General features: G+C 70.4%; 20 protein-coding genes. 6 read left to right on the top strand and 14 right to left on the bottom strand.

Translation table 11 applies throughout. The features are described from left to right. Positions 1-39: 39 nt before the first annotated feature. The 10 genes from ACIBI9_RS22410 to pgsA form a co-directional block, all read right to left on the bottom strand. On the bottom strand, positions 40-885 hold the full coding sequence (locus ACIBI9_RS22410; RefSeq protein WP_397224082.1) for an endonuclease/exonuclease/phosphatase family protein: 846 nt from the start codon (positions 883-885) through the stop codon (positions 40-42). A gap of 12 nt (positions 886-897) precedes the next feature. Further along, positions 898-2,070 carry an MFS transporter gene (locus ACIBI9_RS22405; protein ID WP_397224081.1) on the bottom strand — a complete coding sequence of 391 codons (1,173 nt, stop codon included), beginning with the start codon at positions 2,068-2,070 and terminating at the stop codon, positions 898-900. Positions 2,071-2,130: 60 nt separating this feature from the next. Beyond that, entirely contained in the window at positions 2,131-2,559 is a 429-nt protein-coding gene (locus ACIBI9_RS22400; RefSeq protein ID WP_185077116.1) for a MarR family winged helix-turn-helix transcriptional regulator, read from the bottom strand. Positions 2,560-2,648: 89 nt separating this feature from the next. After that, complete coding sequence (locus ACIBI9_RS22395) at positions 2,649-4,337, bottom strand: alkaline phosphatase D family protein (RefSeq protein WP_397224080.1); 1,689 nt, start codon at positions 4,335-4,337, stop codon at positions 2,649-2,651. 217 nt (positions 4,338-4,554) lie between these two features. After that, a complete protein-coding gene (gene pdxS, locus ACIBI9_RS22390) occupies positions 4,555-5,469 on the bottom strand; it encodes a pyridoxal 5'-phosphate synthase lyase subunit PdxS (protein WP_397224079.1) in 915 nt (304 codons plus the stop codon). Positions 5,470-5,583: 114 nt separating this feature from the next. Continuing rightward, on the bottom strand, positions 5,584-6,603 hold the full coding sequence (locus ACIBI9_RS22385) for a DUF3048 domain-containing protein (RefSeq protein ID WP_397224078.1): 1,020 nt from the start codon (positions 6,601-6,603) through the stop codon (positions 5,584-5,586). Positions 6,604-6,665: 62 nt separating this feature from the next. Further along, on the bottom strand, positions 6,666-7,208 hold the full coding sequence (locus ACIBI9_RS22380; RefSeq protein WP_394499487.1) for a hypothetical protein: 543 nt from the start codon (positions 7,206-7,208) through the stop codon (positions 6,666-6,668). After that, positions 7,205-8,335, bottom strand: a complete 1,131-nt coding sequence (locus ACIBI9_RS22375) for a glycosyltransferase family 4 protein (protein WP_397224077.1) — start codon at positions 8,333-8,335, stop codon at positions 7,205-7,207. The genes ACIBI9_RS22380 and ACIBI9_RS22375 overlap by 4 nt, the downstream gene beginning before the upstream one ends. Beyond that, positions 8,332-9,240: a phosphatidylinositol mannoside acyltransferase gene (locus tag ACIBI9_RS22370; RefSeq protein ID WP_397224076.1), complete on the bottom strand. Its 909-nt coding sequence runs from the start codon at positions 9,238-9,240 to the stop codon at positions 8,332-8,334. The genes ACIBI9_RS22375 and ACIBI9_RS22370 overlap by 4 nt, the downstream gene beginning before the upstream one ends. Further along, positions 9,237-9,860 (bottom strand): phosphatidylinositol phosphate synthase, encoded by a 624-nt coding sequence (gene pgsA, locus ACIBI9_RS22365; protein ID WP_397224075.1) that lies wholly within the window; start codon positions 9,858-9,860, stop codon positions 9,237-9,239. Before pgsA ends, ACIBI9_RS22370 begins: the two co-directional genes overlap by 4 nt. Before the next feature lie 145 nt (positions 9,861-10,005). On the opposite strand from pgsA, the gene ACIBI9_RS22360 reads away from it, so the two are divergent. From ACIBI9_RS22360 to ACIBI9_RS22350, 3 genes are all read left to right on the top strand, one after another. Next, positions 10,006-12,147, top strand: coding sequence for an elongation factor G-like protein EF-G2 (locus ACIBI9_RS22360; protein ID WP_397224074.1), 2,142 nt, complete (start codon positions 10,006-10,008; stop codon positions 12,145-12,147). Positions 12,148-12,277: 130 nt separating this feature from the next. Further along, positions 12,278-13,849 (top strand): family 10 glycosylhydrolase, encoded by a 1,572-nt coding sequence (locus ACIBI9_RS22355; RefSeq protein ID WP_397224073.1) that lies wholly within the window; start codon positions 12,278-12,280, stop codon positions 13,847-13,849. Positions 13,850-14,176: 327 nt separating this feature from the next. After that, entirely contained in the window at positions 14,177-16,261 is a 2,085-nt protein-coding gene (locus tag ACIBI9_RS22350) for a hypothetical protein (RefSeq protein ID WP_397224072.1), read from the top strand. A gap of 128 nt (positions 16,262-16,389) precedes the next feature. Here ACIBI9_RS22350 and ACIBI9_RS22345 read toward each other — a convergent pair whose 3' ends face one another. Beyond that, positions 16,390-16,920: an HIT domain-containing protein gene (locus ACIBI9_RS22345; protein ID WP_225963475.1), complete on the bottom strand. Its 531-nt coding sequence runs from the start codon at positions 16,918-16,920 to the stop codon at positions 16,390-16,392. Positions 16,921-16,996: 76 nt separating this feature from the next. Between ACIBI9_RS22345 and ACIBI9_RS22340 the strand changes: the two genes are divergently transcribed. Further along, entirely contained in the window at positions 16,997-17,572 is a 576-nt protein-coding gene (locus tag ACIBI9_RS22340) for an Asp23/Gls24 family envelope stress response protein (RefSeq protein WP_397224071.1), read from the top strand. Positions 17,573-17,991: 419 nt separating this feature from the next. Further along, entirely contained in the window at positions 17,992-18,714 is a 723-nt protein-coding gene (locus tag ACIBI9_RS22335; protein ID WP_397224070.1) for a PIG-L deacetylase family protein, read from the top strand. Positions 18,715-18,768: 54 nt separating this feature from the next. On the opposite strand, the gene thrS is transcribed toward ACIBI9_RS22335, so the two are convergent. The 3 genes from thrS to ACIBI9_RS22320 form a co-directional block, all read right to left on the bottom strand. Next, positions 18,769-20,733 carry a threonine--tRNA ligase gene (thrS, locus tag ACIBI9_RS22330; protein ID WP_397224069.1) on the bottom strand — a complete coding sequence of 655 codons (1,965 nt, stop codon included), beginning with the start codon at positions 20,731-20,733 and terminating at the stop codon, positions 18,769-18,771. A 65-nt stretch (positions 20,734-20,798) separates the two neighbouring features. Next, on the bottom strand, positions 20,799-21,377 hold the full coding sequence (locus ACIBI9_RS22325) for a glycoside hydrolase family 25 protein (RefSeq protein WP_397224068.1): 579 nt from the start codon (positions 21,375-21,377) through the stop codon (positions 20,799-20,801). Between the two features lie 60 nt (positions 21,378-21,437). Then, positions 21,438-22,337, bottom strand: coding sequence for a TIGR03564 family F420-dependent LLM class oxidoreductase (locus ACIBI9_RS22320; RefSeq protein WP_397224067.1), 900 nt, complete (start codon positions 22,335-22,337; stop codon positions 21,438-21,440). 98 nt (positions 22,338-22,435) lie between these two features. Between ACIBI9_RS22320 and pgm the strand changes: the two genes are divergently transcribed. After that, a complete protein-coding gene (gene pgm, locus ACIBI9_RS22315) occupies positions 22,436-24,067 on the top strand; it encodes a phosphoglucomutase (alpha-D-glucose-1,6-bisphosphate-dependent) (RefSeq protein ID WP_397224066.1) in 1,632 nt (543 codons plus the stop codon). Positions 24,068-24,097 lie beyond the last annotated feature (30 nt).

The raw sequence follows: 24,097 nt of genomic DNA, 5'->3' as shown, positions 1-24,097 counted from the left end.
GGTTCAGACAATTCAACACCAGAATTGCCTGGGATCTTCCTACAGGGCCACTTTGACGTGGACAGGCTTGTGATCGGACAGCGTCACGTCCTTGGCCACGCGGCAGCCGCGCACCGTGCCCTTGGGGGCGAACAGGTAATCGAGCTTTTTGCCCTCCCTGGTCTGCCGTCCGGTGCGCCGCGCGCCGCGCTGGTCGCATTCCTGGTACGCCCGGTAGAGCGGCGCCACGGCCCGGCGGCCGGCGGCGCTGCCGTATCCGCTGTCCGGGGGCGACACGTTGAGGTCGCCGCCGAGGATCGTCCGGAGTCCCGGCTTGGCCGCGATCTCGAGCAGCCGCCTGATCTGCCTGGTCCGGTAGGGGGCGCCGGGCCGGCGGTCGTCGTCGGCCCGGCCGGAGGACAGGTGGGTGCCGCAGGCGCGCACCTTCCTGGCGGGGACGGTGGCGCAGAGGACGGCGCGCGTGACGTACCAGGGCGGGGCGGGCAGCGGGTCGGTCTCGAAGGTGGCGTCGCCCGCCACGGCGACCGCGATGCTCTGCGCGCCGCGCGGGCGGCCGAGGCGGTCGGGGTGGCAGGCGTACGGGGTGCCGTCGTGGGAGGTCAGGCCCCATGAGCCGATCGTCCAGTTCCGGCCGGTGCGCTGTTCGAGCCAGAGTTCGAGCGTGCCGGCCGCGCCCGTGCAGAACTCCTGAAGGAAGATCACATCAGGGGGGCCGTTCTTGACCGCGTACCCGCCGATGCTCTGCGCCAGTTCGAGCGGGCTCGCCCGGTAGAGGGGGCAGGCCGAGTTGGTGCCCGCGCAGACGTTCCAGGTCATCACGGACAGCTCGGCCCGTGCGGGCGCCGCGAGCAGGCCGGCCACGAGTAACAGGACAGGTCCCACCATGTCGGGAAATTATCAGCCAGCGGGAGCCGCGGCGTCCTGGAGCGTGTGGTCGACGTCCACCCGGGCCAGGACGCGCAGGTGGTGGCGCCGGACGTAGAGGATGGCCATGCCGACGAGGCAGCAGGCCGCGCCGAGCGCGTACGGCACGGCGACGCCGATCTCCTCGCCCAGCTTGGTGGCGATGAACGGGGCCAGCGCGCCGCCCATCCAGCGCACGAAGTTGTAGCCCGCGGAGGCGACGGGCCTGGGCGCGTCGGAGACCTCCATGGCCGACTCGGTGAAGACGGTGTTGTTCAGGCCGATGGGGATGCCGGACAGCACGGTGAACACGATGATCCCGGTGTGTCCCGACAGCGCGATGCCGATCTGGAACACGGCCAGCAGCGCCAGCGACAGGTGCAGCACGTTCACCGAGCCGATCTTGCGCTGCAGCGGCGGCGCGCCGAACACCGAGGCCAGCGCCACGCAGACGCCCCACCCGAAGAAGACGGCGCCGATGCCGTAGGGGGACATGTGCAGGATGAACGGGGTGAAGGCCAGCACGGTGAAGAACGCGAAGTTGTAGAAGAGCGCGGTGAAGGCCGTGGTGGACAGGCCGCCGTGGGCGAGCGCCTTGATCGGGGCGGCGAGGCTGGTCCTGGCCGCGGGCTTGGGAGTGGCCCTGAGCAGGGTGACGATCAGTACGAAGCCGACGGCCATGAGGGTGGCGGTGCCGAAGAACGGGGCCCGCCAGTTCCAGTCGCCGAGCAGGGCGCCCACCAGCGGGCCGGCGGAGATGCCCAGGCCGAGCGCGGCCTCGTACAGGATGATCGCCGCCTCCGCGCCGCCGCTGGCCGCGCCCACGATGACGGCCAGAGCGGTGGCCACGAACAGCGCGTTGCCCAGGCCCCAGCCCGCACGGAAGCCCACGAGCTCGCCGACGCTGGTGGAGGTGCCGGCGAGCGCGGCGAAGACGATGACGAGCGCCAGCCCGGCCATCAGCGTCCGCTTGCCGCCGATGCGGCTGGAGACCCAGCCGGTGATCAGCATCGCCACCGCCGTCACCAGGAAGTAGCTGGTGAACAGCAGCGACACCTGGCTGGGCGTGGCCTTCAGACCTTGGGCGATGGAGGGGAGGATGGGGTCGACGAGGCCGATGCCCATGAAGGCCACGACCGCGGCGAACGCGGTGGCCCAGACGGACATGGGCTGGCGAAGAATTCCGCCACCGGATTGCATGGTGCTCCTTTACCTGGGATTACGGCTTCACCGGGGGTTGCGGCCGAGCTTGGCCAGGACGGGCAGCGCGGCCGCCAGCGTGGCGCGCTCGTCGTCGGTGAGCGCGGCCAGCTCCTGGCTGAGGTGGGCGATCCTGGCCCGCCGGACGGCGAGCAGCCGGTCGCGGCCCTCGCCGGTCAGCTCGACCGTCCTGACGCGGGCGTCGGCCGGGTCGGAGCCGCGGGCCACCAGGCCGGCGTCCTCCAGGCGGTTGATCTGCACGGTCATCGTGGGCAGCTGGACGGCGTGCTCCTCGGCCAGCTCGGTCATGCGGCGCGGGCCGGGTTCGAGCGAGCCGAGGACGGCATACTGCTGGCTGGTGACGGGCTGGCCGGCGACGGTGCGCCTGAGCAGGAGGACCAGGTGGCGCAGCACCGTGGAGACCTGCTCGGCCAGGCGGGTGGGGTCGTCCCTCATGCTTAGCCCAACTAACTTAGTCTGGCTAATATTCCGGTCAAGAAAAAGAGCGGCACCCCGGCCGGGGGTGCCGCTCACGGGAGCGATCGTCAGGGACGCTCGGTCTCCAGGCGGACCGTCTCCTCCACGGTCAGCTGCTGCTGGGCGCGCAGCGTCGGGTCGAGCGACCGCAGGTACGTCTGCTGCACCCCCGGCACCCGGTCCTCCACGACGAACGTGGCCCGCGTGTAGACCTCGGCGCCCGGGGTCTGCACCTTCGGCACCACCCTGAAGTCGGCGGTCAGCTGGTCCCGCTCGATCTTCGTCAGCACGTAACCGCGCTGGTTGTTGTAGAACTTCAGGTGCGGGTTGATCGCCAGGAACGGGTGCGTGGACGGGTCGGAGTCCGCCCCGTCGCCGCCCGTCGAGATCGAGGTGGCTACCAGCTCGGAGCCCACCGACGGCCCGGTCGGGTCGTCGTAGTTCAGCTTGAGGTCGCTGGCCCAGTGGGCGTGCACGTCGCCGGTCAGCACGACGGCGTTGCGCACCTTGGCGTCCACCCAGCCCTGGGTGATGCGCTGGCGGGAGGCGACGTAGCCGTCCCAGGCGTCCTGGCTGGTGATCTTGGCAGGGCCGGCGTTGTTGTCACGCTGGGCGAAGAAGACCTGCTGCCCGATGATGTCCCACTGCGCGCGGGAGTGGTGGAAGCCGTCCAGCAGCCAGGACTCCTGCTCGGCCCCCGTGATCGAGCGCGCCGGGTCCACGGAGGCCGGGCAGTCGCGGTAGCCGTCGCCGCAGCCCTGGTCGTCGCGGTACTGGCGGGTGTCGAGCATGTGGAACATGGCCATCCGCCCCCACCGGATCCGCCGGTAGAGCTGCATGTCGATGCCGCGCGGGATGGAGGTGCGGCGCAGCGGCATGTTCTCGTAGTAGGCGCGGAAGGCGGCCTCGCGCCTGGCCAGGAAGTTCGGCTGGGGGACCTCGGGCTTCTCGGGGATCTCGTCGGCCCAGTTGTTGTCGATCTCGTGGTCGTCCCACACCACCAGCCACGGCGCGGCCGCGTGCGCGGCCTGCAGGTCGGGGTCGGCTTTGTACTGGGCGTGGCGCTGGCGGTAGTTGGCCAGGGTCTCGGTCTCGGGGCCCTCGTGGTCGCGGATGTTGCCGCCGGGGATGTTGTAGGTGTCCTTGGTGTACTCGTACTGGTAGTCGCCCAGGTGCAGGACGAGGTCGGGGTTGTCCTCGGCCAGCCTGCGGTACGAGGTGAAGTAGCCGTGCTCGTACTGGGCGCACGAGACGAACGCCATGGCCAGCGAGCTCCCGTACGAGAGCGGGTGCGGCGCGGTGCGGGCACGCCCGACCGGCGAGACGTACTTGCCGACGCGGAAGCGGTACCAGTACTCGCGGTCGGAGCCGAGCCGGTCGACCTCGACGTGCACGCTGTGGCCCCACTCGGGCGTGGCCACGCTCACGCCGGAGCGGACGACGCGCCGACAGCGCTCGTCGGCGTACACCTGCCACTGCACCGGGAACGGCCGCTGCGGCATGCCGCCGAACCCGTCCTCGGCCAGCGGCTCCTGGGCGAGCCTGGTCCACAGGACGAAGCCCTCGTGGTCGGGGTCGCCGGAGGCGACGCCGAGCGTGAAGGGGTCGGTACGCAGCTCGCGTGAAGCCGCTTCGACGGCGGGGTCGGTGCCAGGATCGGCGCCCGGATCGGCGAAGGCGGCGGTCGCGGGGATGGTCACGGCGGCGCCCGCCGCTAACCCTGTGACCAGAAAGTGCCGGCGGTTCAGCTTGGACACGAGACGCTCCTGTGACGATCAAGGGTGAGGGGGACGCCAGGTAGCTTTACTGAAGATCATGACTACTTGGTGAACGCCACACAACACCGAAAAGGCGACATCCTTCGCGGATGCCGCCTCTCCTGGCGATTTTCATCGTCACACTGTGGTGTGCCCCCGCCTGCCGTACGTGATCATGTCACACGGGCAGGACGGCCGACCTGCAACGACGCGCCGCCTACCAGCCGCGCTCGGCCAGGCGGTGCGGCTGCGGGATCTCGTCGACGTTGATGCCGACCATGGCCTCGCCCAGGCCGCGCGAGACCTTGGCGATGACGTCGGGGTCGTCGTAGAAGGTCGTGGCCTTGACGATGGCCGCGGCGCGCTTGGCCGGGTCGCCCGACTTGAAGATGCCCGAGCCCACGAACACGCCCTCGGCCCCGAGCTGCATCATCATCGCGGCGTCGGCCGGAGTGGCGATGCCGCCCGCGGTGAACAGCACGACCGGCAGCTTGCCGGTCTTGGCGACCTCGACGACCAGCTCGTACGGGGCCTGCAGCTCCTTGGCCGCGACGTAGAGCTCGTCCTCGGGCAGCGAGGTGAGGCGCTTGATCTCGGCGCGGATCGTGCGCATGTGGGTGACGGCGTTGGAGACGTCGCCGGTGCCGGCCTCGCCCTTGGAGCGGATCATGGCCGCGCCCTCGGTGATGCGGCGCATGGCCTCGCCCAGGTTGGTGGCCCCGCACACGAACGGCACGGTGAACTGCCACTTGTCGATGTGGTTGGCGTAGTCGGCCGGGGTCAGCACCTCCGACTCGTCCACGTAGTCGACGCCGAGCGCCTGCAGGACCTTGGCCTCGACGAAGTGGCCGATGCGGGCCTTGGCCATCACGGGGATCGACACGGCGCCGATGATGCCGTCGATCATGTCGGGGTCGCTCATCCTCGACACCCCGCCCTGGGCGCGGATGTCGGCGGGCACACGCTCGAGGGCCATGACGGCCACCGCGCCGGCGTCTTCGGCGATCTTGGCCTGCTCGGGGGTGACGACGTCCATGATGACGCCGCCCTTGAGCATCTCGGCCATGCCACGCTTGACACGGGCGGTTCCGGTGACGGGGGTGCTTTCAGGCGTGCTGGTCGACACGGTCATCCTCACGGCTCTCACGGCTTCGGTAAGTTATCAACCCCATGGTAGGTCCTGAAGGACCCCTCCCCCGACATGCCAAGATGTCAGGATTTATCGCCATTCTTGGACAGAAAGGCGCTAGGGGATGACGGGCTTGCGGCTGGCGAGCGCGACCCAGACCTGGCCGGGCGCGAAGTTCATCGGCTCGCCGCTCTCCGTGGTGAACGTCGTACCGGTGTCCTCGGATTCCCGCTCCCAGTTCGCCTTGTACGCCTTGCCGTCGCGCAGCACGATCGCCTTGCCCTTGCCCGTGGTGTGCACGAGCGGCGTGTAGCTCTGGTTCTTGTCGTGGAACTCCGAGCGCTCGGTCTTGGTGTACTGGATGACGATCGTCGGCGCGCCGAGCTGGCCGCCCTCGGCCGCCATGTCCTTCTTGCCGTCCTGCCAGATCAGCCACTGCTCCTTCTCCGCCGACCAGGCGAAGGTGAAGCGCGCCGCGGGCCACTTGACGGTGTACGACTTCTTGTCCACGCCGCCCTCGGCCGGGGCCTCGCCGAAGGTGAAGCCGATGTCCTTGGCCTTGCTCGCCTTGGGGGCCTTGGCGAAGAGGTCCTTGGTGTTGGCGAAGAGGTTGTAGGGGGCGACGCGGCCCGGCTGGCGGAAGTACGCGCCGGGGTTGCGCGTGTCGCCGACGTCGAACAGGGACGCCTTGGCCACGAACGGCAGCATCTTGGTCTGCACGCCCGAGTAGGCGAAGGCCGGCTTGCCGAACTGCGGCGTGATGTGCAGGTCGGAGATGCGCGCGCTGCGGACGGGGCCCACCTTCGCCGGCACCTTGGAGGAGAAGATCGCCATGAGCCTGGTCAGGCCCGCCTCGACCTGCTCGATGTAGACGATGTCCGCGCTCTTGAGGCCGAGCTGCGGCTTGCCCGCCGCGGTGTTCTCGATCTTCACCGCGAGCACGGGCTTCAGGCCGTCGTACGGCTTTCCGGTGAACGGGTGCCCCTCGGCCGGCGCCTCGGTGGCCTGCTCGCTGGGCGCGGCCGTGGCGGCCTGGGGCGCCTTACCCGGGGCGGGCTCCTCCGAGGAGCAGGCCGCAACAGGCAGCAGCACCGCCGCTCCGGCCAGTGTGACCGTGATCATCCGGGGTAGCCGCACGTGAACACTCCTCGCTTCAGCCCGAAAAACGGGATGAAGCTTACTGGCTTCCCCAAATCAGTTCATTCAGTTGCCATAGCCGCGGGCGGATTGTCATCGATTTCGAAGAATTGTGGATATTCGGTATGGCCCGCCAGGCGGAGGGTTCTGGCCAGCCAGCGCCGCTGCGCCGTACGCGTGACCGCAACCGCATTGTTGTAGAAGCGGCGCGAGTAGACGACCTTGGCCACCGCCGTGTCGAGCTCGTCCAGCAGGTCGCCGCCGCCCGGCGACTCCGCCAGCTTCTCCCTGAACCGCTCCTGGTCCACGACCGCGCGCAGCGTGCGCGACAGGTCGCTCTCGGCGTGCTCGCGCTCCTCCGGGCCCGCCGTCCTGGCCTCGTGGGCGGCGGCGGCCAGCACCAGGGAGGTCGCGGGGTCGAGCAGGCGCGAGCCGGCCAGCTCCAGCACCACCGCCCTGCGCCGCATCAGCGCGGCGTCCAGCGACTCCTGGGCCAGCTCGAGCCGGATGTGCAGGCGGTCGAGCCGGCCCGCGCGCCAGGAGATGTAGACGGCCGTGAGCACCACGACGATGCCCACGACCAGCACGATGATGGTGGATGTCACAGATCTTCCTCCACGCGCCCCGCCCCGCTCGTGGCGACCGTCTCGTAGACGCGTACGACGTCCCGCGCGACCGTCGACCAGTCGTACTTCCGCACCGCCACCAGCGCCTCGGCGGCCAGCTTGGCCCGCCGCTCGGGCGCGTCGAGCAGCGCGGCGGCCTCCCGGGCCAGCGAGTCGGCGTCGCCGTTGGCGAACAACGCGCCCGCCTGCCCCTCGCCCAGCACCCGGCGGAAGGCCGGGATGTCGCTGGCCAGCACCGTCGCCCCGGACGCCATGGCCTCGGCCAGCACGATGCCGAAGCTCTCCCCGCGCGTGTTGGGCGCGCAGAACACGTCGACCGAGTGGTAGGCGCGGATCTTGTCGGCCTCGCTCACCATGCCCAGGACGGTCACCCGGTCGTGGAACTCCTTCGGCACCCGCTCGTAGACGTCCTTGGCGTCGCCGGGGCCGGCCAGGAGCAGCTTCAGACCGGGCCGCTCCGCCGCGAGCGTCCTGAACGCGTCGAGCAGGATCGGCAGGCCCTTGCGCTCCTCGTCCATCCGGCCGAGGAAGCCGATCGTGGCGCCGTCGGGACCCCAGCCTTCGAGCGGCTCGGCCTCGGTGTAGCGGGAGACGGTGACGCCGTTGGGGATCAGCACGGCGTCGCCGCCGAACTGCTCGACCAGGCTCTTGCGGGCCGCGTCGGAGACCGCGATGCGGCCCGCCAGCTTCTCCAGCGCGCTGCGCAGTAGGGGCTCGGCCACCGCGATGGCCCGCGAGCGCGTGAACGAGGCGTGGAACGTGGCCACGATCGGCCCCCTGGCCGCCCAGCAGGCCAGCACGCCCAGGCTCGGGATCAGCGGCTCGTGGATGTGCAGCACGTCGAACCCGCCCGTGCGCACCCACCGCCGCACCCGCGCGGCCGACAGGAAGCCGAACGACATCCTGGCCACCGAGCCGTTGTACGGCACCGGCACCGCCCGGCCCGCGCCCGTCACGTACGGGGGCAGCTCGTCGTCGTCGGCCGCCGGCGCGATCACCGACACCTCGTGCCCCTGCGCGATCAGCGCCTGGGCCAGGTCGTCGATGTGCTGCTTGACCCCGCCCGGCATGTCCCACGAGTAGGGGCAGACGATGCCGATGTTCATCGCGAGAGGTCTTCCAGCCAGAGCCGCTGCAACATGTGCCAGTCCTCCGGGTGCTCGGAGATGCCCTTCTCGAACACGTCGGTCAGCCCCTGCGCCACCGCCGCGACCTTCTCCTGCCGGGTGCCCTCGGCCGGGACCGGGACCTCCTCGTGGATGTGGATGCCCCAGTCGTCGCCCACGTTGTAGACGATGGCCGGGAGCAGCGCGGCTCCCGTCTGCACGGCCAGCAGCGGCGGCCCGGCGGGGACCTTGGTGGTCGCGCCGAAGAAGCGCACCTCGATACCGCTCTTGGTCAGGTCGCGCTCGGCGGGCAGGCACACGACGCCGCCCTTGCGCACGCGGGTGGCCAGCGTGCCGAAGTTGTGCCCGTCGCCGCCGGTCAGCGGCAGCACCTCCATGCCGAGCCCCTCACGGAAGGCCACGTAACGGCGGAACAGCGACTCCGGCTTGAGCCGTTCGGCCACGGTCGTGAACGGGTGGCCCACGCCCACCAGCCACGCCCCCGCCTGGTCCCAGTTGCCCATGTGGGGCAGCGCCAGCACCACGCCCCGCCCGGCCGCCACGTTGGTGTGGACGTGCTCGGCCCCGATGACATGGCTGCGGCGCACGATCTCCTCGACGCTCATCGACGGCAGCCGGAAGACCTCGTGGAAGTAGCGGAAGTACGAGCGCATGCCGGCCCTGCTGAGCTCGCGCATCTCGCGGCTGCCCGCGTCGAGCCCGGTCACCCTGGCAAGGTTGGACTCCAGGCGGAGCACGGACTTGCCCCGCCTGCTCCAGATCCGGTCGGCCAGGAAGCGGAAGACCGCGGCCGTCGGGCGCTCGGGCAGCAGCGGCACGAGCTTCCACCCTGCCGCGAAACCCGCGGCCACGACCCGATCACCGAAGGACGCCTTGTCGCTCATCTCTCCCTCGTCTGCCGGTAGACGGCCACCACACGCTGCCCCACGGTGAACACGCTGGCCGCGGCGAGCAGCCACATGCCCACAGGAAGAATGTACGGAACGCCGAGCCCCGAGAAACAGGCCGCGACGAGCGCGACGACCAGTCGCTCCGGCCGCTCGGCCAGCCCCACGTCGGCCGTGAGCCCGAGCCCCTCCGCCCTGGCCTTGGCGTACGACACCAGGGAGCCCGCGATCAGGCACACCAGCGTGACGGCGGCCATGAGCGTGTCGTGCTCGGAGATGAAGTAGAGGATCAGGCCGGCGAAGATGGCCGCGTCGGCCACCCGGTCGAGCGTCGAGTCGAGGAACGCGCCCCAGGTGGAGCCGCCTTTCCCGCCGAGCCTCGCCACCACGCCGTCGAGCAGGTCGAACAGCACGAAGACGGTGATCACGAGAGCGCCCCAGGTCAGCTGGCCCAGGGGGAAGAAGAGCAGGGCGGACACGACCGTGCCGAGGGTGCCGATCGCCGTGACGGCGTTCGGGCCTATCCCGCGGCCGACGAGGGCCCTGCCCAGCGGGGTGAGTATCCGGGTCATGGCCGGGCGCAGGAGTTTGAGCATCGCGGTCCGATCGTAGGCCATGGAACGCCTGACAACTTTCTTTGCCCCACCCCCCTTGTGATATCCGCCACAGGGGTATTTGGTGAACACACCGCGTCCATGCGGTTTCCAGACACCCTCCGCTTGGGCGCGGTCGTTGGAACATCCGGCGACGCGGGAGGCTGTTGTGGCAGAGAAGAACACCGGTGGCGCTGCGGGAGCCGCGGGCAGGGCACCCACGGCCGACAGGGCGGATGCGATACGCAATGTCGTGCTGGTCGGCCACTCAGGAGCGGGTAAGACGACCCTCGTCGAGCAACTGCTGGCCGCGACCGGCACCGTCCAGCGCGCGGGCCGCGTGGAGGACGGCAACACGGTCAGTGACTTCGACGAGGTGGAGGTCCGTCAGCAGCGGTCGGTCAACCTCGCCGTGGCACCGCTGGTACACAACGGTATCAAGATCAACCTTCTCGACACCCCCGGTTACGCCGATTTCGTGGGCGACCTGCGCGCGGGGCTGCGCGCGGCGGACGCCGCGCTGTTCGTGGTCTCCGCCTCCGACGGGATCGACGGGCTCACCCAGATGCTGTGGGAGGAGTGCGCCCAGGTCGGCATGCCGCGGGCGGTGGTGATCACCAAGATCGACCACCAGCGGGCCGACTTCGACGAGGTCCTCGTCACGTGCCAGGACGTCTTCGGCGACGGCGTCGCGCCCCTTTACCTGCCCGTCATCACCAACGGCCACGTGAACGGGCTGATCGGGCTGCTGTCGCAGAAGTTCTACAACTACGCCACGGGCACCCGCACCGAGAAGGAGCCGGGGCCGGACTACGCGGCGCAGATCGAGGAGCGCCGCGGCGACCTGATCGAGGGGATCATCCAGGAGAGCGAAGACGAATCGCTCATGGAGCGCTACCTCGAAGGCGAGCCCATAGACACCAAGGTCCTGGTGGAGGACCTGGAGAAGGCCGTCGCGCGCGGCAGCTTCTACCCGGTGCTGTGCAGCGGGCTCGGCGTCGGCGCGCAGGAGATCCTCGAGATCATGACCCAGGGCTTCCCCTCGCCCCTCGAACACCCCTTGCCCGAGATCACCGACCTGTCGGGCAAGCCGGTCAAGGGGACCGTCTGCGACCCCGACGGCCCGCTCGTGGCCGAGGTCGTCAAGACCACCAGCGATCCGTACGTGGGCCGCATCAGCCTCGTACGCGTCTTCTCAGGCACGCTTCGCCCCGACATGACCGTGCACGTGTCCGGGCACGGCCTGGCCGACCGCGGGCACGAGGACCACGACGTGGACGAGCGCATCGGCACCCTGACCTGCCCGCTGGGCAAGCAGCAGCGCCCCGCGGCCAAGGGCGTCGCGGGCGACATCGTGGCGGTGGCCAAGCTGTCGCGGGCCGAGACCGGCGACACCCTGTCCGAGGTCGAGCAGCCGCTCCTGATGACCGCCTGGGCCATGCCCGACCCGCTCCTGCCGGTGGCGATCAGGGCCAAGTCGAAGGCCGACGAGGACAAGCTGTCGCAGGCCCTGGCCCGGCTGGTGGCCGAGGACCCGACGCTGCGGCTGGAGAACAACGCCGAGACCAGGCAGCTCGTCCTGTGGTGCATGGGCGAGGCGCACACCGACGTGCTGCTCGACCGCCTGTCCAAGCGCCACGGCGTCGAGGTGGAGCGGGTCGAGCTGCGGGTGCCGCTGCGCGAGACGTTCGGCGGCAAGTGCCAGGCGATGGGCCGCAACGTCAAGCAGACCGGCGGCCACGGCCAGTACGCGATCTGCCACCTCGAGGTCGAGCCGCTGCCGTCGGGCGGCGGGTTCGAGTTCGTGGACAAGATCGTGGGCGGCGTCGTGCCGCGGCAGTTCATCCCGTCGGTGGAGAAGGGCGTGCGGGCCCAGATGGAGCGGGGCGTCGTCGCCGGCTACCCGATGGTGGACGTCCGCGTCACCCTGTACGACGGCAAGGCGCACTCGGTCGACTCCTCCGACATGGCCTTCCAGATCGCCGGCCAGCTCGCGCTGAAGGAGGCGGCGGCGAAGGTGCCGACGCTGCTGCTGGAGCCGGTGGACGAGCTGTCGGTGCTCGTCGCCGACGACCACGTGGGATCCGTGATGTCCGACCTGTCGTCGCGGCGCGGGCGGGTGCTCGGCACGGAGCCCGTCGGCACGGGACGTACGCTCGTCAAGGCCGAGGTCCCCGAGCTGGAGATCACCCGGTACGCCATCGACCTGAGATCCATGTCACACGGCACCGGGACGTTCCAGCGGACCTTCCTGCGCTACGAGCCCCTTCCGCCGAACCTGGCGAGCAAGGTGGCCGCCACCGCGGATTGAGGCTGGACGGAGCCGGGAGGGCCTTGTTCCCTCCCGGCCCAGCCGTTTACTTTTGTCACAGAAGCATCACGAGTCGATTTCTTTTTTTCGTACCGAGCATGCCGGAGCAACTGCCACACTGGGTGGCATTATGCGAACTGGACGCCCACTCCTAGCCGCTGCTGCTCTCGCGGTCGTCACCACCTCCGCCGCCTACGTCTTCGGCCCCGGGGCCGGGGAGAGCCCAGCAGCGAGCAAGAAGAAGACGGCCATCGCCGCAGCGCCCGCCGCATCCGCCGCGGCCTGCAAGGCCGACGCCCGCCATCCCAAGCGCGAGCTGCGCGGGGTGTGGATCGCCACCACCCAGAACATCGACTGGCCCTCCAAGGCGGGGCTCTCGCCCGACCGGCAGCGGGCCGAGTACGTGAAGATCCTCGACGGCGCCGCCAAGCGCAACCTCAACGCGGTCTTCGTCCAGGTCCGGCCCGCCTCCGACGCGCTGTACAAGTCGTCGCTGGAGCCCTGGACCCAATATCTGACGGGCACGGCCGGCAAGGACCCCGGCTGGGACCCGCTGCCGTTCCTCATCGACGAGGCGCACAAGCGCGGCATGGAGTTCCACGCCTGGTTCAACCCGTACCGCGCCTCCTACGGCGACAGCACCGCCAAGCTGCCCGCCGGGCATCCCGCCCGCAAGCACCCCGACTGGACGATCAAGTACGGCGGCCGCCTCTACTACAACCCCGGCCTGCCCGTCGTCCGCGACCACGTGACCAAGGTCATCACGGACGTGGTGTCCCGTTACGACATCGACGGGGTGCACTTCGACGACTACTTCTACCCGTATCCCGTGGCGGGGCAGAAGTTCGACGACGCGGCGGCGTTCGCGAAGTACGGCGACGGCAAGAAGCTCGCCGCCTGGCGGCGCGACAACGTCAACACGCTCGTCGCCCAGGTGGACAAGGCCGTCCACGACACCAAGGGGCACATCAAGTTCGGGATCAGCCCGTTCGGCATCTGGCGCAACAAGTCGAACGACCCGACCGGCTCGGCCACTTCCGGCATGTCCGCGTACGACTCGATTTATGCGGACGCGCGCGCCTGGATCAAGTCGGGCACCGTCGACTACGTGCTCCCGCAGCTCTACTGGCCGCGCGGCCACAAGCTGGCCGACTACGAGACGCTGGCGGCCTGGTGGTCCGACGAGGTCAAGGGCACGGACGTGCAGCTGTACATCGGCCAGGGGCTCTACCGGGTGGGCGCCAAGGACGACCGGGCCTGGACCAAGCCCGGCGAGCTGGCCGCCGAGGTGGGCGTCAACCGGGATCACAAGCCGGTGAAGGGCGAGGTCTACTTCAGCGCCAAGAACCTGCTCGACAATCCTCTCGGGTCCGTCGACCGCGTCGCCAAGAACCACTACTCCCGCCCGGCCCTGCTGCCCCTGATCAAGGAACTCGGCGGCTCCGCGCCTCCCGCCCCCTCCGGCCTCAAGGCCACCGGCACCCAGCTGTCCTGGAAGCCGTCCCAGGGGGCCCGGACGTACGCGGTGTACCAGGTGCCGAAGTCCGGCAAGGACTGCCACGGCACGGACGCCCGCAACCTGGTGGCCGTCGTGACGAGCCCGTCGTTCACGGGCACGCCGGACGGGACCTACGTGGTCACGGCCGTGGACCGCCTCGGCCACGAAAGCAAGGCCACCAAGGTCAAGACCCCAGCCCCCTAAGGCCCCTTGGCCACCACCCGCCCCGCACCACACCACACCGGATGCGCGCCACGCCGGGGACGCCCTCAACACTGCGTCCCCGGGAGCCATCCGAACTGCGCCGCAACGGCGAAACGCCGTACGGTGGAGCCCGGCGCAACGCGCACGGCGCCCAGCCACACCACCGCAAGCGCCCAGGGACCCCCGGGAGGCGCGGAGGAATTCACCCGAATGAAACGGCGCACGTGATACATGCACCGCATGAGAGGGTAGTCGGGTCCGGTGGCGCCGGAACATGACCTTGCTCTACCGTGCCACGGAACCATTCGATCACGGAAGGTCATCGGGATGAGGCGCGCGCTAGTCGTGCTGGCCGTGCTGGTCGGGCAGGTCCTGCTCGGTCAGGGACTGTTCACCGGCCCGGCCCAGGCCACGAAGGACGCGAGCGCGGGCCGGATCGCGCTCATCGGCGTATCCGGCCTGCACTGGAACGACATCACCCAGGCGGACTCCCCCAACCTGTGGGAGCTGACCAGGTCCAGCGCGATCGGCTCGCTGTCCGTACGTACCGTCGGCGGGGTGACCTGCCCCTACGACGGCTGGCTGACCGTGTCGGCCGGCACCAGGTCGGCGGCCGGCTACAGCTGCGGCGCGCCCCCCATGCCCGAGCAGCAGGGCGCGGGCGCGGTCATCCCCGACTACCGCTACCTCATCGACGTGGCCGGGCAGCGCAACGCGGGCACGCTGGGCGAGTCGCTCAAGGCCGCCGGACAGTGCTCGATCGCCATCGGCCCCGGCGCCGCGCTGGGCCTGGCCGACCGGCAGGGCGTGGTCCAGCAGTACCACTCCTCCCCGCTCCAGGTCCGCACGCCCGACCTCGAACGGTGCCGGATGATCGCCATGGACGTCGACGACCTCGTCCGCCCCTACCTGACCAGCGGCAAGCTGCCCAAGGTGCCCGACCAGCTCAGCGCCGCCGATCGGCGTGGCGCGCTGCGGATGGCCGACGCCAAGGCTGGCGCGCTGCTGTCGGTCCTGCCCGCCGACACGACGGTGCTGCTCGCGGGCCTGTCCGACCACGGCTCCGTACCTCACCTGCGGGTGGCCGCGCTGCGCGAGCCCGGCGCTGAGGGCCACCTGCTCGGCGCGGCTTCGACCCGCCGCGAGGACATCTCGATCCTGCCCGACCTGACCTCCACCGTCCTGACCAAGCTCGGGGTGCCGGTGCCGAGCACCGTGGTGGGCGTTCCGCTGCAGGTCGGCGGGCCGGGCGCGACGTTCGAACGGCTCCAGCGGGCCGACGCCACCGCGCAGGCCATCCGCTCGATCAAGGGCATCTACTTCACCGCCGTGGCCGTGCTGCAGGTGCTGTTCTACGTGGTCGCGTTCCTGCTGCTGCGCCGCCGCAAGGGCCTGGCGCCGGTACGTTTCGCGGCCGTCGCCCTCGCTGCCCTGCCCGTCTCCAGCTACCTGGTCAACCTGCTGCCCTGGTCGAGCCTGCCGCAGCTGGTGGCCGGGGTGCTCGGGTGGGCGGCGCTCGTCACGACGGTGGCGTTCGTGGGGCCGTGGCGGCGCCGGCCGCTGGGCCCGCTGGCGGTGGTGGCCGGGCTCACCGCGCTCACGCTGGCGGGCGACCTGCTGACCGGTACGACGTTGCAGCTCAACAGCATCATGGGCTACAGCGCGGACGTCGGGGCCCGCTACTACGGCCTCGGGAACATCCCGTTCGCCCTCCTGGCCACCGGCACCCTGCTGGCCACCACGGTGATCGCGCACCGGTGGCCGGGCAAGGTGGGGCTGGCCGCGATCGTTGTGCTGGGGACGTTCGCGATGGTGCTGGGCGGCTCCGGGATGGGGAGCGACTTCGGCGGCGTGATCGCGTTCGTGCCGGGCATCGCGGTGACCGCGCTGCTCCTGGCGGGCAAGCGGGTCTCGCTGGTGAAGCTGGGCGCGTTCCTGGTGGCCGGCGGGTTGATCGTGATGACGTTCGCGTGGCTCAACTACCTGAAGCCGGCGGACGAGCAGACGCACCTGGGCAGGTTCGTGGGGCAGGTGCTGAGCGGGGAGGCGTTCGACGTCATCCTGCGCAAGCTCCAGGCCATGCTGGCCACCTTGCTCAGCCCCAACCTTATGCCGATCGTGATCGCGGCCGCCGCGTTCCTCGTGTACGCCATCCTGCGGCCCGAACAGGCGTCGGCCGGGGTGGTGCCGGCCGCGTTCGAGCACTCCCCCGCGCTACGCGCTGGGCTGATCGGCACGCTCGTGAGCGGCGTGGTCGGGATGCTCGTCAACGACTCGGGCGCGGCCGTGCTGTCCATGGCCCTGGCGTTGGCCGTACCTCTCCTGCTGGCCACCGGCATCGGCGTGCTGCGGCGCGACCGCGAGCCGGTCGCCGAGCGTATGTCGTCGGACTTAGCGACCGCGACGAAGTAACGCGGCACCGGACGGAGTAGCCCGGCACCTGACGGAGTAACGCCGCTCCGCAACGCGGCACCCGGTGGAGCGGCGCCGCTTCCCAGCGGCGGCCACGGACACCCGAACAGCGGGCGCCTCAGGGCGGGTCAGTCCCAGGCGTCGGCGAGCAGTTGGCGGGTGTCGCGGAGCAGCTGCGGCAGGACCTTGGTCTGGGCCACGACCGGCATGAAGTTGGTGTCGCCGCCCCACCTGGGCACCACGTGCTGGTGCAGGTGCGCGGCGATGCCGGCGCCGGCGACGTGGCCGAGGTTCATGCCGACGTTGAAGCCCTGCGCGCCGCTGGCCTTGCGCAGCGCGCGCAGCGACTTCTGCGTGAACTCCCCCAGCTCGACCAGCTCGGCAGGCACCAGCTCGTCGTAGTCGGAAACGTGCCGGTAGGGGACCACCATCAGGTGGCCGGAGTTGTACGGGTACAGGTTGAGCACGGCGTAGACCGTCTCGCCCCTGGCGACGATCAGGCCGTCCTCGTCGCTCATCTTGGGGATCGCGTCGAACGGGCACCCGTCATCGGGGCCGTTGCCCGTCGGTTTGTTCTCGCCCTTGATGTAGGCCATGCGATGCGGGGTCCACAGACGCTGGAAGTTGTCGGGGGACCCTGCCCCTGCCTGATCGTGCATACCTAGCAGCATAGGACCACGGACAAACGGCCCGCTCTTCCGGCACAATCCCAAGCATCGCCTACAGGAGGCCGCGATGAGTGACGCTTTAGCCGAGCACGACTTGGCCGAGCACGACTTGGCCGAGCACGACGCCCTGCCGACCGTTCAGTCCACCCCGCCCGCCGACACCCCCGACCCGGACGAAGAAGCGAGCTCCGCACCCACCAGCGCGCCACCCTCGGAGGCATCTTCCTTCGGCGCCGTCGTCAAAGGGCGGATCAAGGTCGCCGACGAGGTGGTCGAGAAGGTCGCCGCCCTGGCGGCTCTCGAGGTGACCGGCGTCGCCGACCTGGGCGGCGACCTGGCGCGGGCCTTCGAGTCCGTACGCGACCGCATCGGCATCGGCTCCCGGCGCGCCAACCAGGGAGTCAACGCGCAGATCCAGGATCATACGGTGGCCGTGAGCGTGACCATCGTGGTGGAGTACGGGCACGTGGTCATGGAGGTCGCCTCCGAGGTCAAGACGAACGTGGCCAGGAACGTCAGCCACATGCTCGGGATGCGGGTCGCGGAGGTCAACGTGACAGTCGACGACGTCCGCCTCCCGGGCGAGCCCCGCCGCCCCCTCCACGACACCTCCGACGACGACACCCTCCCCTCCCCCCTCTGACACCCCTCCGCCCCCTTTCTCCCTCCGACGCCCCTTGGGGCCGTCGGACGCCCCGGGGGTGATCGGGCGTTCCCAAGCGGCGGCCCTCGCGACGATCGGACGCGCCCAGCCGACGCCCCTCGGAACGGCCAGTCCACGCCTCTTGAGGCGATCGGACGCGCCCGGCGCCCGGCCCTGAGGCGAGCGGGCGCGCTCAGGCGACGGTCCCTCGGACGGCCCGGTGCCGAGGGCGGCCCGGTGCCAAGGGCGGCCCGGTGCCAAGGGCGCGGCCAGCTACGCCTCAGGCGACAGTGCCCTCGCCTGGGGCGCACCGTCCATGAGGCGCTCAGGCCAAAGGCGACGATCCCTGGGCTTCGAGGGACGGCCGGGCACTGCGCGGAGCCGCCAGCCGCGCGCGGCGTGCCCGTAGGGTGTGGGCCATGACCGATCAACTGGAGCCCATGCCCGACGACTGGCAACGCGCCCTGGCCATCGTCGCCCATCCCGACGACCTCGAGTACGGCTGTGCCGCCGCCGTCGCCACCTGGACCGACCAGGGCCGCGAGGTCGCGTACCTGATGGTCACCAGGGGTGAGGCGGGCATCGACACGCTCGCCCCGGCAGAGGCCGGGCCGGTGCGGGAGCAGGAGGAGCGGGCCAGCGCGGCCGTCGTCGGGGTGACGAGCGTGGAGTTCCTCGACCACGCCGACGGGGTGATCGAGTACGGCACCGCGCTCAGGAAGGACATCGCCGCCGCCATCCGCAGGCACCGCCCCGAGCTGGTGATCACCCTGAACCCGGACGACACCTGGGGCGGAACGTACTGGAACAGCCCCGACCACCGGGCCGTGGGCCGGGCCGTCCTGGACGCCGCCGGGGATGCGGGAAATAGGTGGATATTTCCGGACACGGAGGCCGAGCCCTGGGACGGCGTCCGCTGGGTCGCCGTCGCGGGCACCGACTCCCCCACCCACGCCGTGGACGTCACCGACGGCCTGGAGCGCGGCGTGCGCTCGCTCGTCGAGCACCGCGCCTACATCGAGGCGCTCACCGACAAGGACCCCGAGTCGTACGCCCGCGACCTCATCGAAGGCTTCGCCCGCGAGGCGGCCGAGCGCTTCGGCGGCCGCCCCGCCATCACCTTCCGCCTGTTCCCCCGTTGATCCAGGAACGAAAAACGGCGGAGCCGACAGGCCCCGCCGTCTTCCGTCATCGCGTCAGACCTGGATGCGCCGCTCCACGGCGTTGACGATCTCCGCCACGGCCTCCTCGATCGGGACGCCGTTCTTCTGCTCGCCGCTCCGGTAGCGGAACGACACCGCGCCGTTGGCGATGTCGTCGTCACCGGCCAGCAGCATGAAGGGCACCTTGGCCTTCTGCGCGTTGCGGATCTTCTTCTGCATCCGGTCGTCGGAGGCGTCGACCTCGATCCGGATGCCGCGCTCGCGCAGCTTCTTGGCGACGTCCTGCAGGTAGGGCACGTGCGCGTCGGCGATCGGGATGCCCGTCACCTGCACCGGCGAGAGCCAGGGCGGGAAGGCGCCCGCGTAGTGCTCGGTGAGCACGCCGAGGAAGCGCTCGACGGAGCCGAACAGCGCCCGGTGGATCATGACCGGCGTCTGCCGGCTGCCGTCCGCCGCCTGGTATTCGAGGCCGAAGCGCTTGGGCTGGTTGAGGTCGAGCTGGATGGTGGACAGCTGCCAGGTGCGCCCGATCGCGTCCTTGGCCTGCACGGAGATCTTCGGACCGTAGAAGGCCGCGCCGCCCGGGTCGTCGATCAGCTCAAGCCCCGACTCGGTGGCCACCTGGCGCAGCGCCTCGGTCGCCTCGTCCCACTCGGCGAGCTCGCCGATGAACTTGTCGGACTCGTCGCGGGTCGACAGCTCCAGGTAGAACTCGGGCAGGCCGAAGTCGCGCAGCACGCTGAGCACGAACCTCAGCAGCGACTTGATCTCATCGGCCATCTGCTCCCGGGTGGTGTAGATGTGCGCGTCGTCCTGCGTCATGCCGCGCACCCGGGTCAGGCCGTGGACCACGCCCGACTTCTCGTAACGGTAGACCGAGCCGAACTCGCACAGCCGCAGCGGCAGCTCGCGGTAGGACCGCCCGCGCGCCCTGAAGATCAGGTTGTGCATCGGGCAGTTCATCGGCTTGACCCGGTATTCGATGCCCTCCAGCTCGAACGCCGGGAACATGTCGTCGGCATACCACGGCAGGTGCCCCGAGGTCTCGAACAGCGACGACTTGGTGATGTGCGGCGTGTTGACGAACTCGTAGCCCGCCTCCGCCTGCCGCCGGCGCATGTAGTCTTCCATCTCCTTGCGGATGATCCCGCCCTTGGGATGGAAGATCGGCAGGCCGCTGCCCAGCTCCGGCGGGAAGCTGAACAGGTCGAGCTCGACACCCAGCTTGCGGTGGTCGCGCTTCTCGGCCTCCTCCAGCAGCTTGAGGTAGTCGTCCTGCTTGTCGCGGGACTCCCAGGCGGTGCCGTAGATGCGCTGCAGCTGCGGGTTCTTCTCGCTGCCGCGCCAGTAGGCGCCGCCCGAGCGCATGAGCTTGAACGCCGGGATCGACCGGGTGGACGGCACGTGCGGGCCGCGGCACAGGTCCTTCCACTGCAGCTCGCCGGTCTTGGGGTCGAGGTTGTCGTAGATGGTGAGCTGCCCGGCCCCGACCTCCACGGACTCCTCGTCCGCGGCCCCGCCCTTGAGCCCGATCAACTCCAGCTTGTACGGCTCCGCCGCCAGCTCCTCGCGCGCCTCGTCGTCGGAGACGGGCCGGCGGGAGAACAGCTGCCCCTGCTTGACGATCTCCCGCATGCGCTTCTCGATGCGCTTGAGATCGTCGGGGTGGAACGCCTGGGCGACGTCGAAGTCGTAGTAGAACCCGTTTTCCACGGGCGGCCCGATGCCCAGCTTGGCCTCGGGGAACAGCTCCTGCACCGCCTGCGCCATGACGTGGGCGGTGGAGTGGCGGACGATGGCCCGGCCGTCCTCGCTGGAGATCTCGACCGCCTCGACCACGTCACCCTCGGACAGCGGGTGCGCCAGGTCACGGAGCTCGCCGTTGACCCGGGCCGCGATGACCGAGCGGCCGTCGGCCTCGAGGGCCTCCCCGGCCGTCGTGCCGGCCGCGACCACACGCTCGGCTCCGGCGAGGGTGATGCGTAGCTCGGCTGACACGGTGACTCCCTTGGATCGCGCCCCGGCGCTCGACACCGGAGCTGCTTCGATGGTGAACACCGATGCTATCGCGGGTGAAACCCCATGTTTGTCAGCTCCTGCCGGGTCCCGTGGAACACGTTGCGGTCGAGCGGGCTGTGGACGTACTGATGAACGGCCCAGTCGCGCCAGGGCGGGGGCACCGCGGGCTCGCCGCGCGGCTTGTCGGGGGCGGCGATCCATAACGGGTACTCGCCCAGGCCCGCGCAGTGTCCGCCACGCGCGAACGCCAGGAAGGTGTAGACGAACGGCCGCACGCCGCCGTGCCGCTCGACGTGGTGGCACCAGCGGCGCGCGTGGTGGGCGACCTGCTCGGGGCGCAGGCCGTCGTCGGGCTCCAGGTCGAGGGCCACCAGGTCGCCGGCGCGTAACCCGCCCGCCGCGTCGATCGCGGCCAGGAAGTGACGCGCCTGGTCGATCGGGTCGCCCTCGGGCCTGGCGCAGTGGTACGCGCCGCGGACGATCCGGCTCTCGCGCATGCCGTTCCAGTTGCGCTCGAACAGCTTGTCGGTGAAGTCGCCGCCCTCGGTGGCCCTGGCGAACGCGAAGGTCACTCCGGCCGCCGCGTGGCCGGCCCAGTCGACGGGCCCCAGCCAGTCGGACACATCAACGCCATGCAGCAAACGATCTTCACCCCGCCGGAGAACTATGGAGATGTCTTGGGCTCAGCCCTTCGCCGCGCCGATCAGCAGCGCCCGCGTGCGTTCCTTGCTCGCGAACACCGAGCCCACGAAGTCGGTCACACCGGCTTCCCGCAGCACGTCGAGCTTGGCCAGCACCGCGTCCTCGTCACCCACGATGGCGACGTCTCCCGGGGTGGCCGCGCCTTCCCTGTCGAGCATCGCACGATATGAGGGGAGCTGTCCGTAGACGGCGAAGATCTCGTTCGCGCGGTCGACAGCGGCGGCGGGGTCGTCGGTGACGCAGATCGGCAGCGCGCAGACGATCCTGGGCGCCTCACGGCCCGCCTCGGCGGCTGCCGCGGTGATGGTGGGCGCCACGTGCTGGGCGACCGTCTTGGGGCCCGTCATCCACAGGACGGTGCCGTCGGCCACGGTGCCGGCCAGCTTGAGCATGCGCGGGCCGAGCGCGGCGACGAGCACGGGGAAGCCGCCGCCCGGCGTGGTGAGCTTGAGGTCGGTGTTGAGCGTCTCGCCCTCGTACTTGACGTGCTCGCCCCGGCTGAGCGGGAGCAGGATGTCCAGGTACTCCTTCATGTGCCGGTAGGGGCGCTCGAAGCTGTAGCCGTACATGCCCTCGATGACCATCTGGTGCGACAGGCCGATGCCGAGCGCGAGGCGCCCGCCGAGCGCGGCGTTGGTGGTCATGGCCTGCTGGGCCAGCACGGCCGGGTGGCGCGGGTAGGTCGGGACGACGGCGGTGCCGAGCTCGATGCCGGGCACCTGGCCCCCGGCGGCGGCCAGGGCGGTGAGGGCGTCGAGGCCGAAGATGTTGGAGAGCCAGGCGGAGGTGAAGCCGTCCTGCGCCGCCTGGGCGATCTGGGTGCGCAACCCGCCGATCGGGTCGTCTCCTCTGGGCTCTGTCAGGTAATAACCGAATCGCATAGGAACCGAACTCCGTTCTAGTAATCGACGGAACTGTACCTTCCCACACCCGGTCGCGCCCATCCTCCGGCCGGAGGCGGATTTGTAAAGTGGCCTACATGACGCACGAACGCGCAGGACAGCCAGCTCAGCCCGCCGACCTCGTGGCCGTCGACAGGCTCGTGACCTCCTATTACGCGCTGCATCCCGATCCGAGCGACCCGGGGCAGCGGGTGGCGTTCGGCACGTCGGGGCACCGGGGGTCGTCGCTGAGGACGGCGTTCAACGAGGACCACATCCTGGCCACCACGCAGGCCATCTGCGAATACCGGCGGATGCAGGGCACCGACGGGCCGCTGTTCCTCGGCGTCGACACGCACGCGCTGTCGGAGCCCGCGCGGGTGTCCGCGCTGGAGGTCCTGGTCGCCAACGGGGTCCAGGTGCTGATCGACTCCCGTGACGGTTACACGCCGACGCCGTCCGTCTCGCACGCCATCCTGCGGCACAACCGCGGCCGCACCGCCGGGCTCGCCGACGGCATCGTGATCACGCCGTCGCACAACCCGCCGGGCGACGGCGGCTTCAAGTACAACCCGCCGCACGGGGGTCCGGCCGACACCGACGCCACCACGTGGATCCAGGACCGCGCCAACCGGCTGCTGGCGGGCGGGCTGGAGAGCGTGCTGCGGGTCTCGTACACGAAGGCCCTGGAGGCGGCGGGGCGTTACGACTTCCTGGGCATGTACGTGGACGACCTGCCGTCCGTGGTGGACCTCGACGCGATCCGGGCGGCCGGGGTGCGCGTCGGCGCCGATCCGCTGGGCGGGGCCAGCGTGGCGTACTGGGGGGAGATCGCCGAGCGGCACCGGCTCGACCTGACCGTGGTCAATCCGCTGGTGGATCCGACGTGGCGGTTCATGACGCTCGACTGGGACGGGAAGATCCGGATGGACTGCTCGTCGCCGTACGCGATGGCCTCTCTCATCGCCAATCGCGATAAGTACGACATTGCCACCGGAAACGATGCCGACGCCGACCGGCACGGCGTCGTCACCCCCGACGGCGGCCTGCTGAACCCCAACCACTACCTCGCCGTCGCCATCTCCTACCTGTACACGCACCGCGACGGCTGGCCCGCGGCCGCCGGGGTGGGCAAGACGATGGTCAGCAGCGGGATCATCGACCGGGTCGTGGAGTCCCTGGGGCGGCGGCTGTACGAGGTGCCTGTCGGGTTCAAGTGGTTCGTCCCGGGCCTGCTGGACGGGTCGCTGGGGTTCGGGGGCGAGGAGAGCGCGGGAGCGTCGTTCCTGCGGCGCGACGGGTCCGTCTGGTCCACGGACAAGGACGGGATCATCCTGGCGCTGCTGGCCTCCGAGATCCAGGCCGTCACCGGCAGGTCGCCGAGCGCGCACTACCGGGAGCTGGTCGAGCGGTTCGGGGAGCCCGCGTACGCCCGGGTCGACGCCCCTGCCACGCGCGAGGAGAAGGCGGTGCTCGGCAAGCTCTCGGCCGCGCAGGTGAAGGCGTCGTCGCTGGCGGGCGAGCCGATCATCGCCGTCCAGACCACGGCGCCCGGCAACGGGGCCGAGCTCGGCGGGGTGAAGGTCGCGACGGAGAACGCCTGGTTCGCGGCCCGGCCGTCGGGGACTGAGGACGTCTACAAAATCTACGCCGAGTCCTTCCGCGGCCCCGACCACCTGGCCAAGGTGCAGGAGGAGGCCCGCTCCCTGGTCTCCGACGCCCTCGCCTGACCACGCGGGCCGGCGTCCGGGTGGGGCTGG

The organism is Nonomuraea sp. NPDC050451 (assembly GCF_044458585.1).
This window is presented reverse-complemented; position numbering and strand designations above follow the sequence as displayed.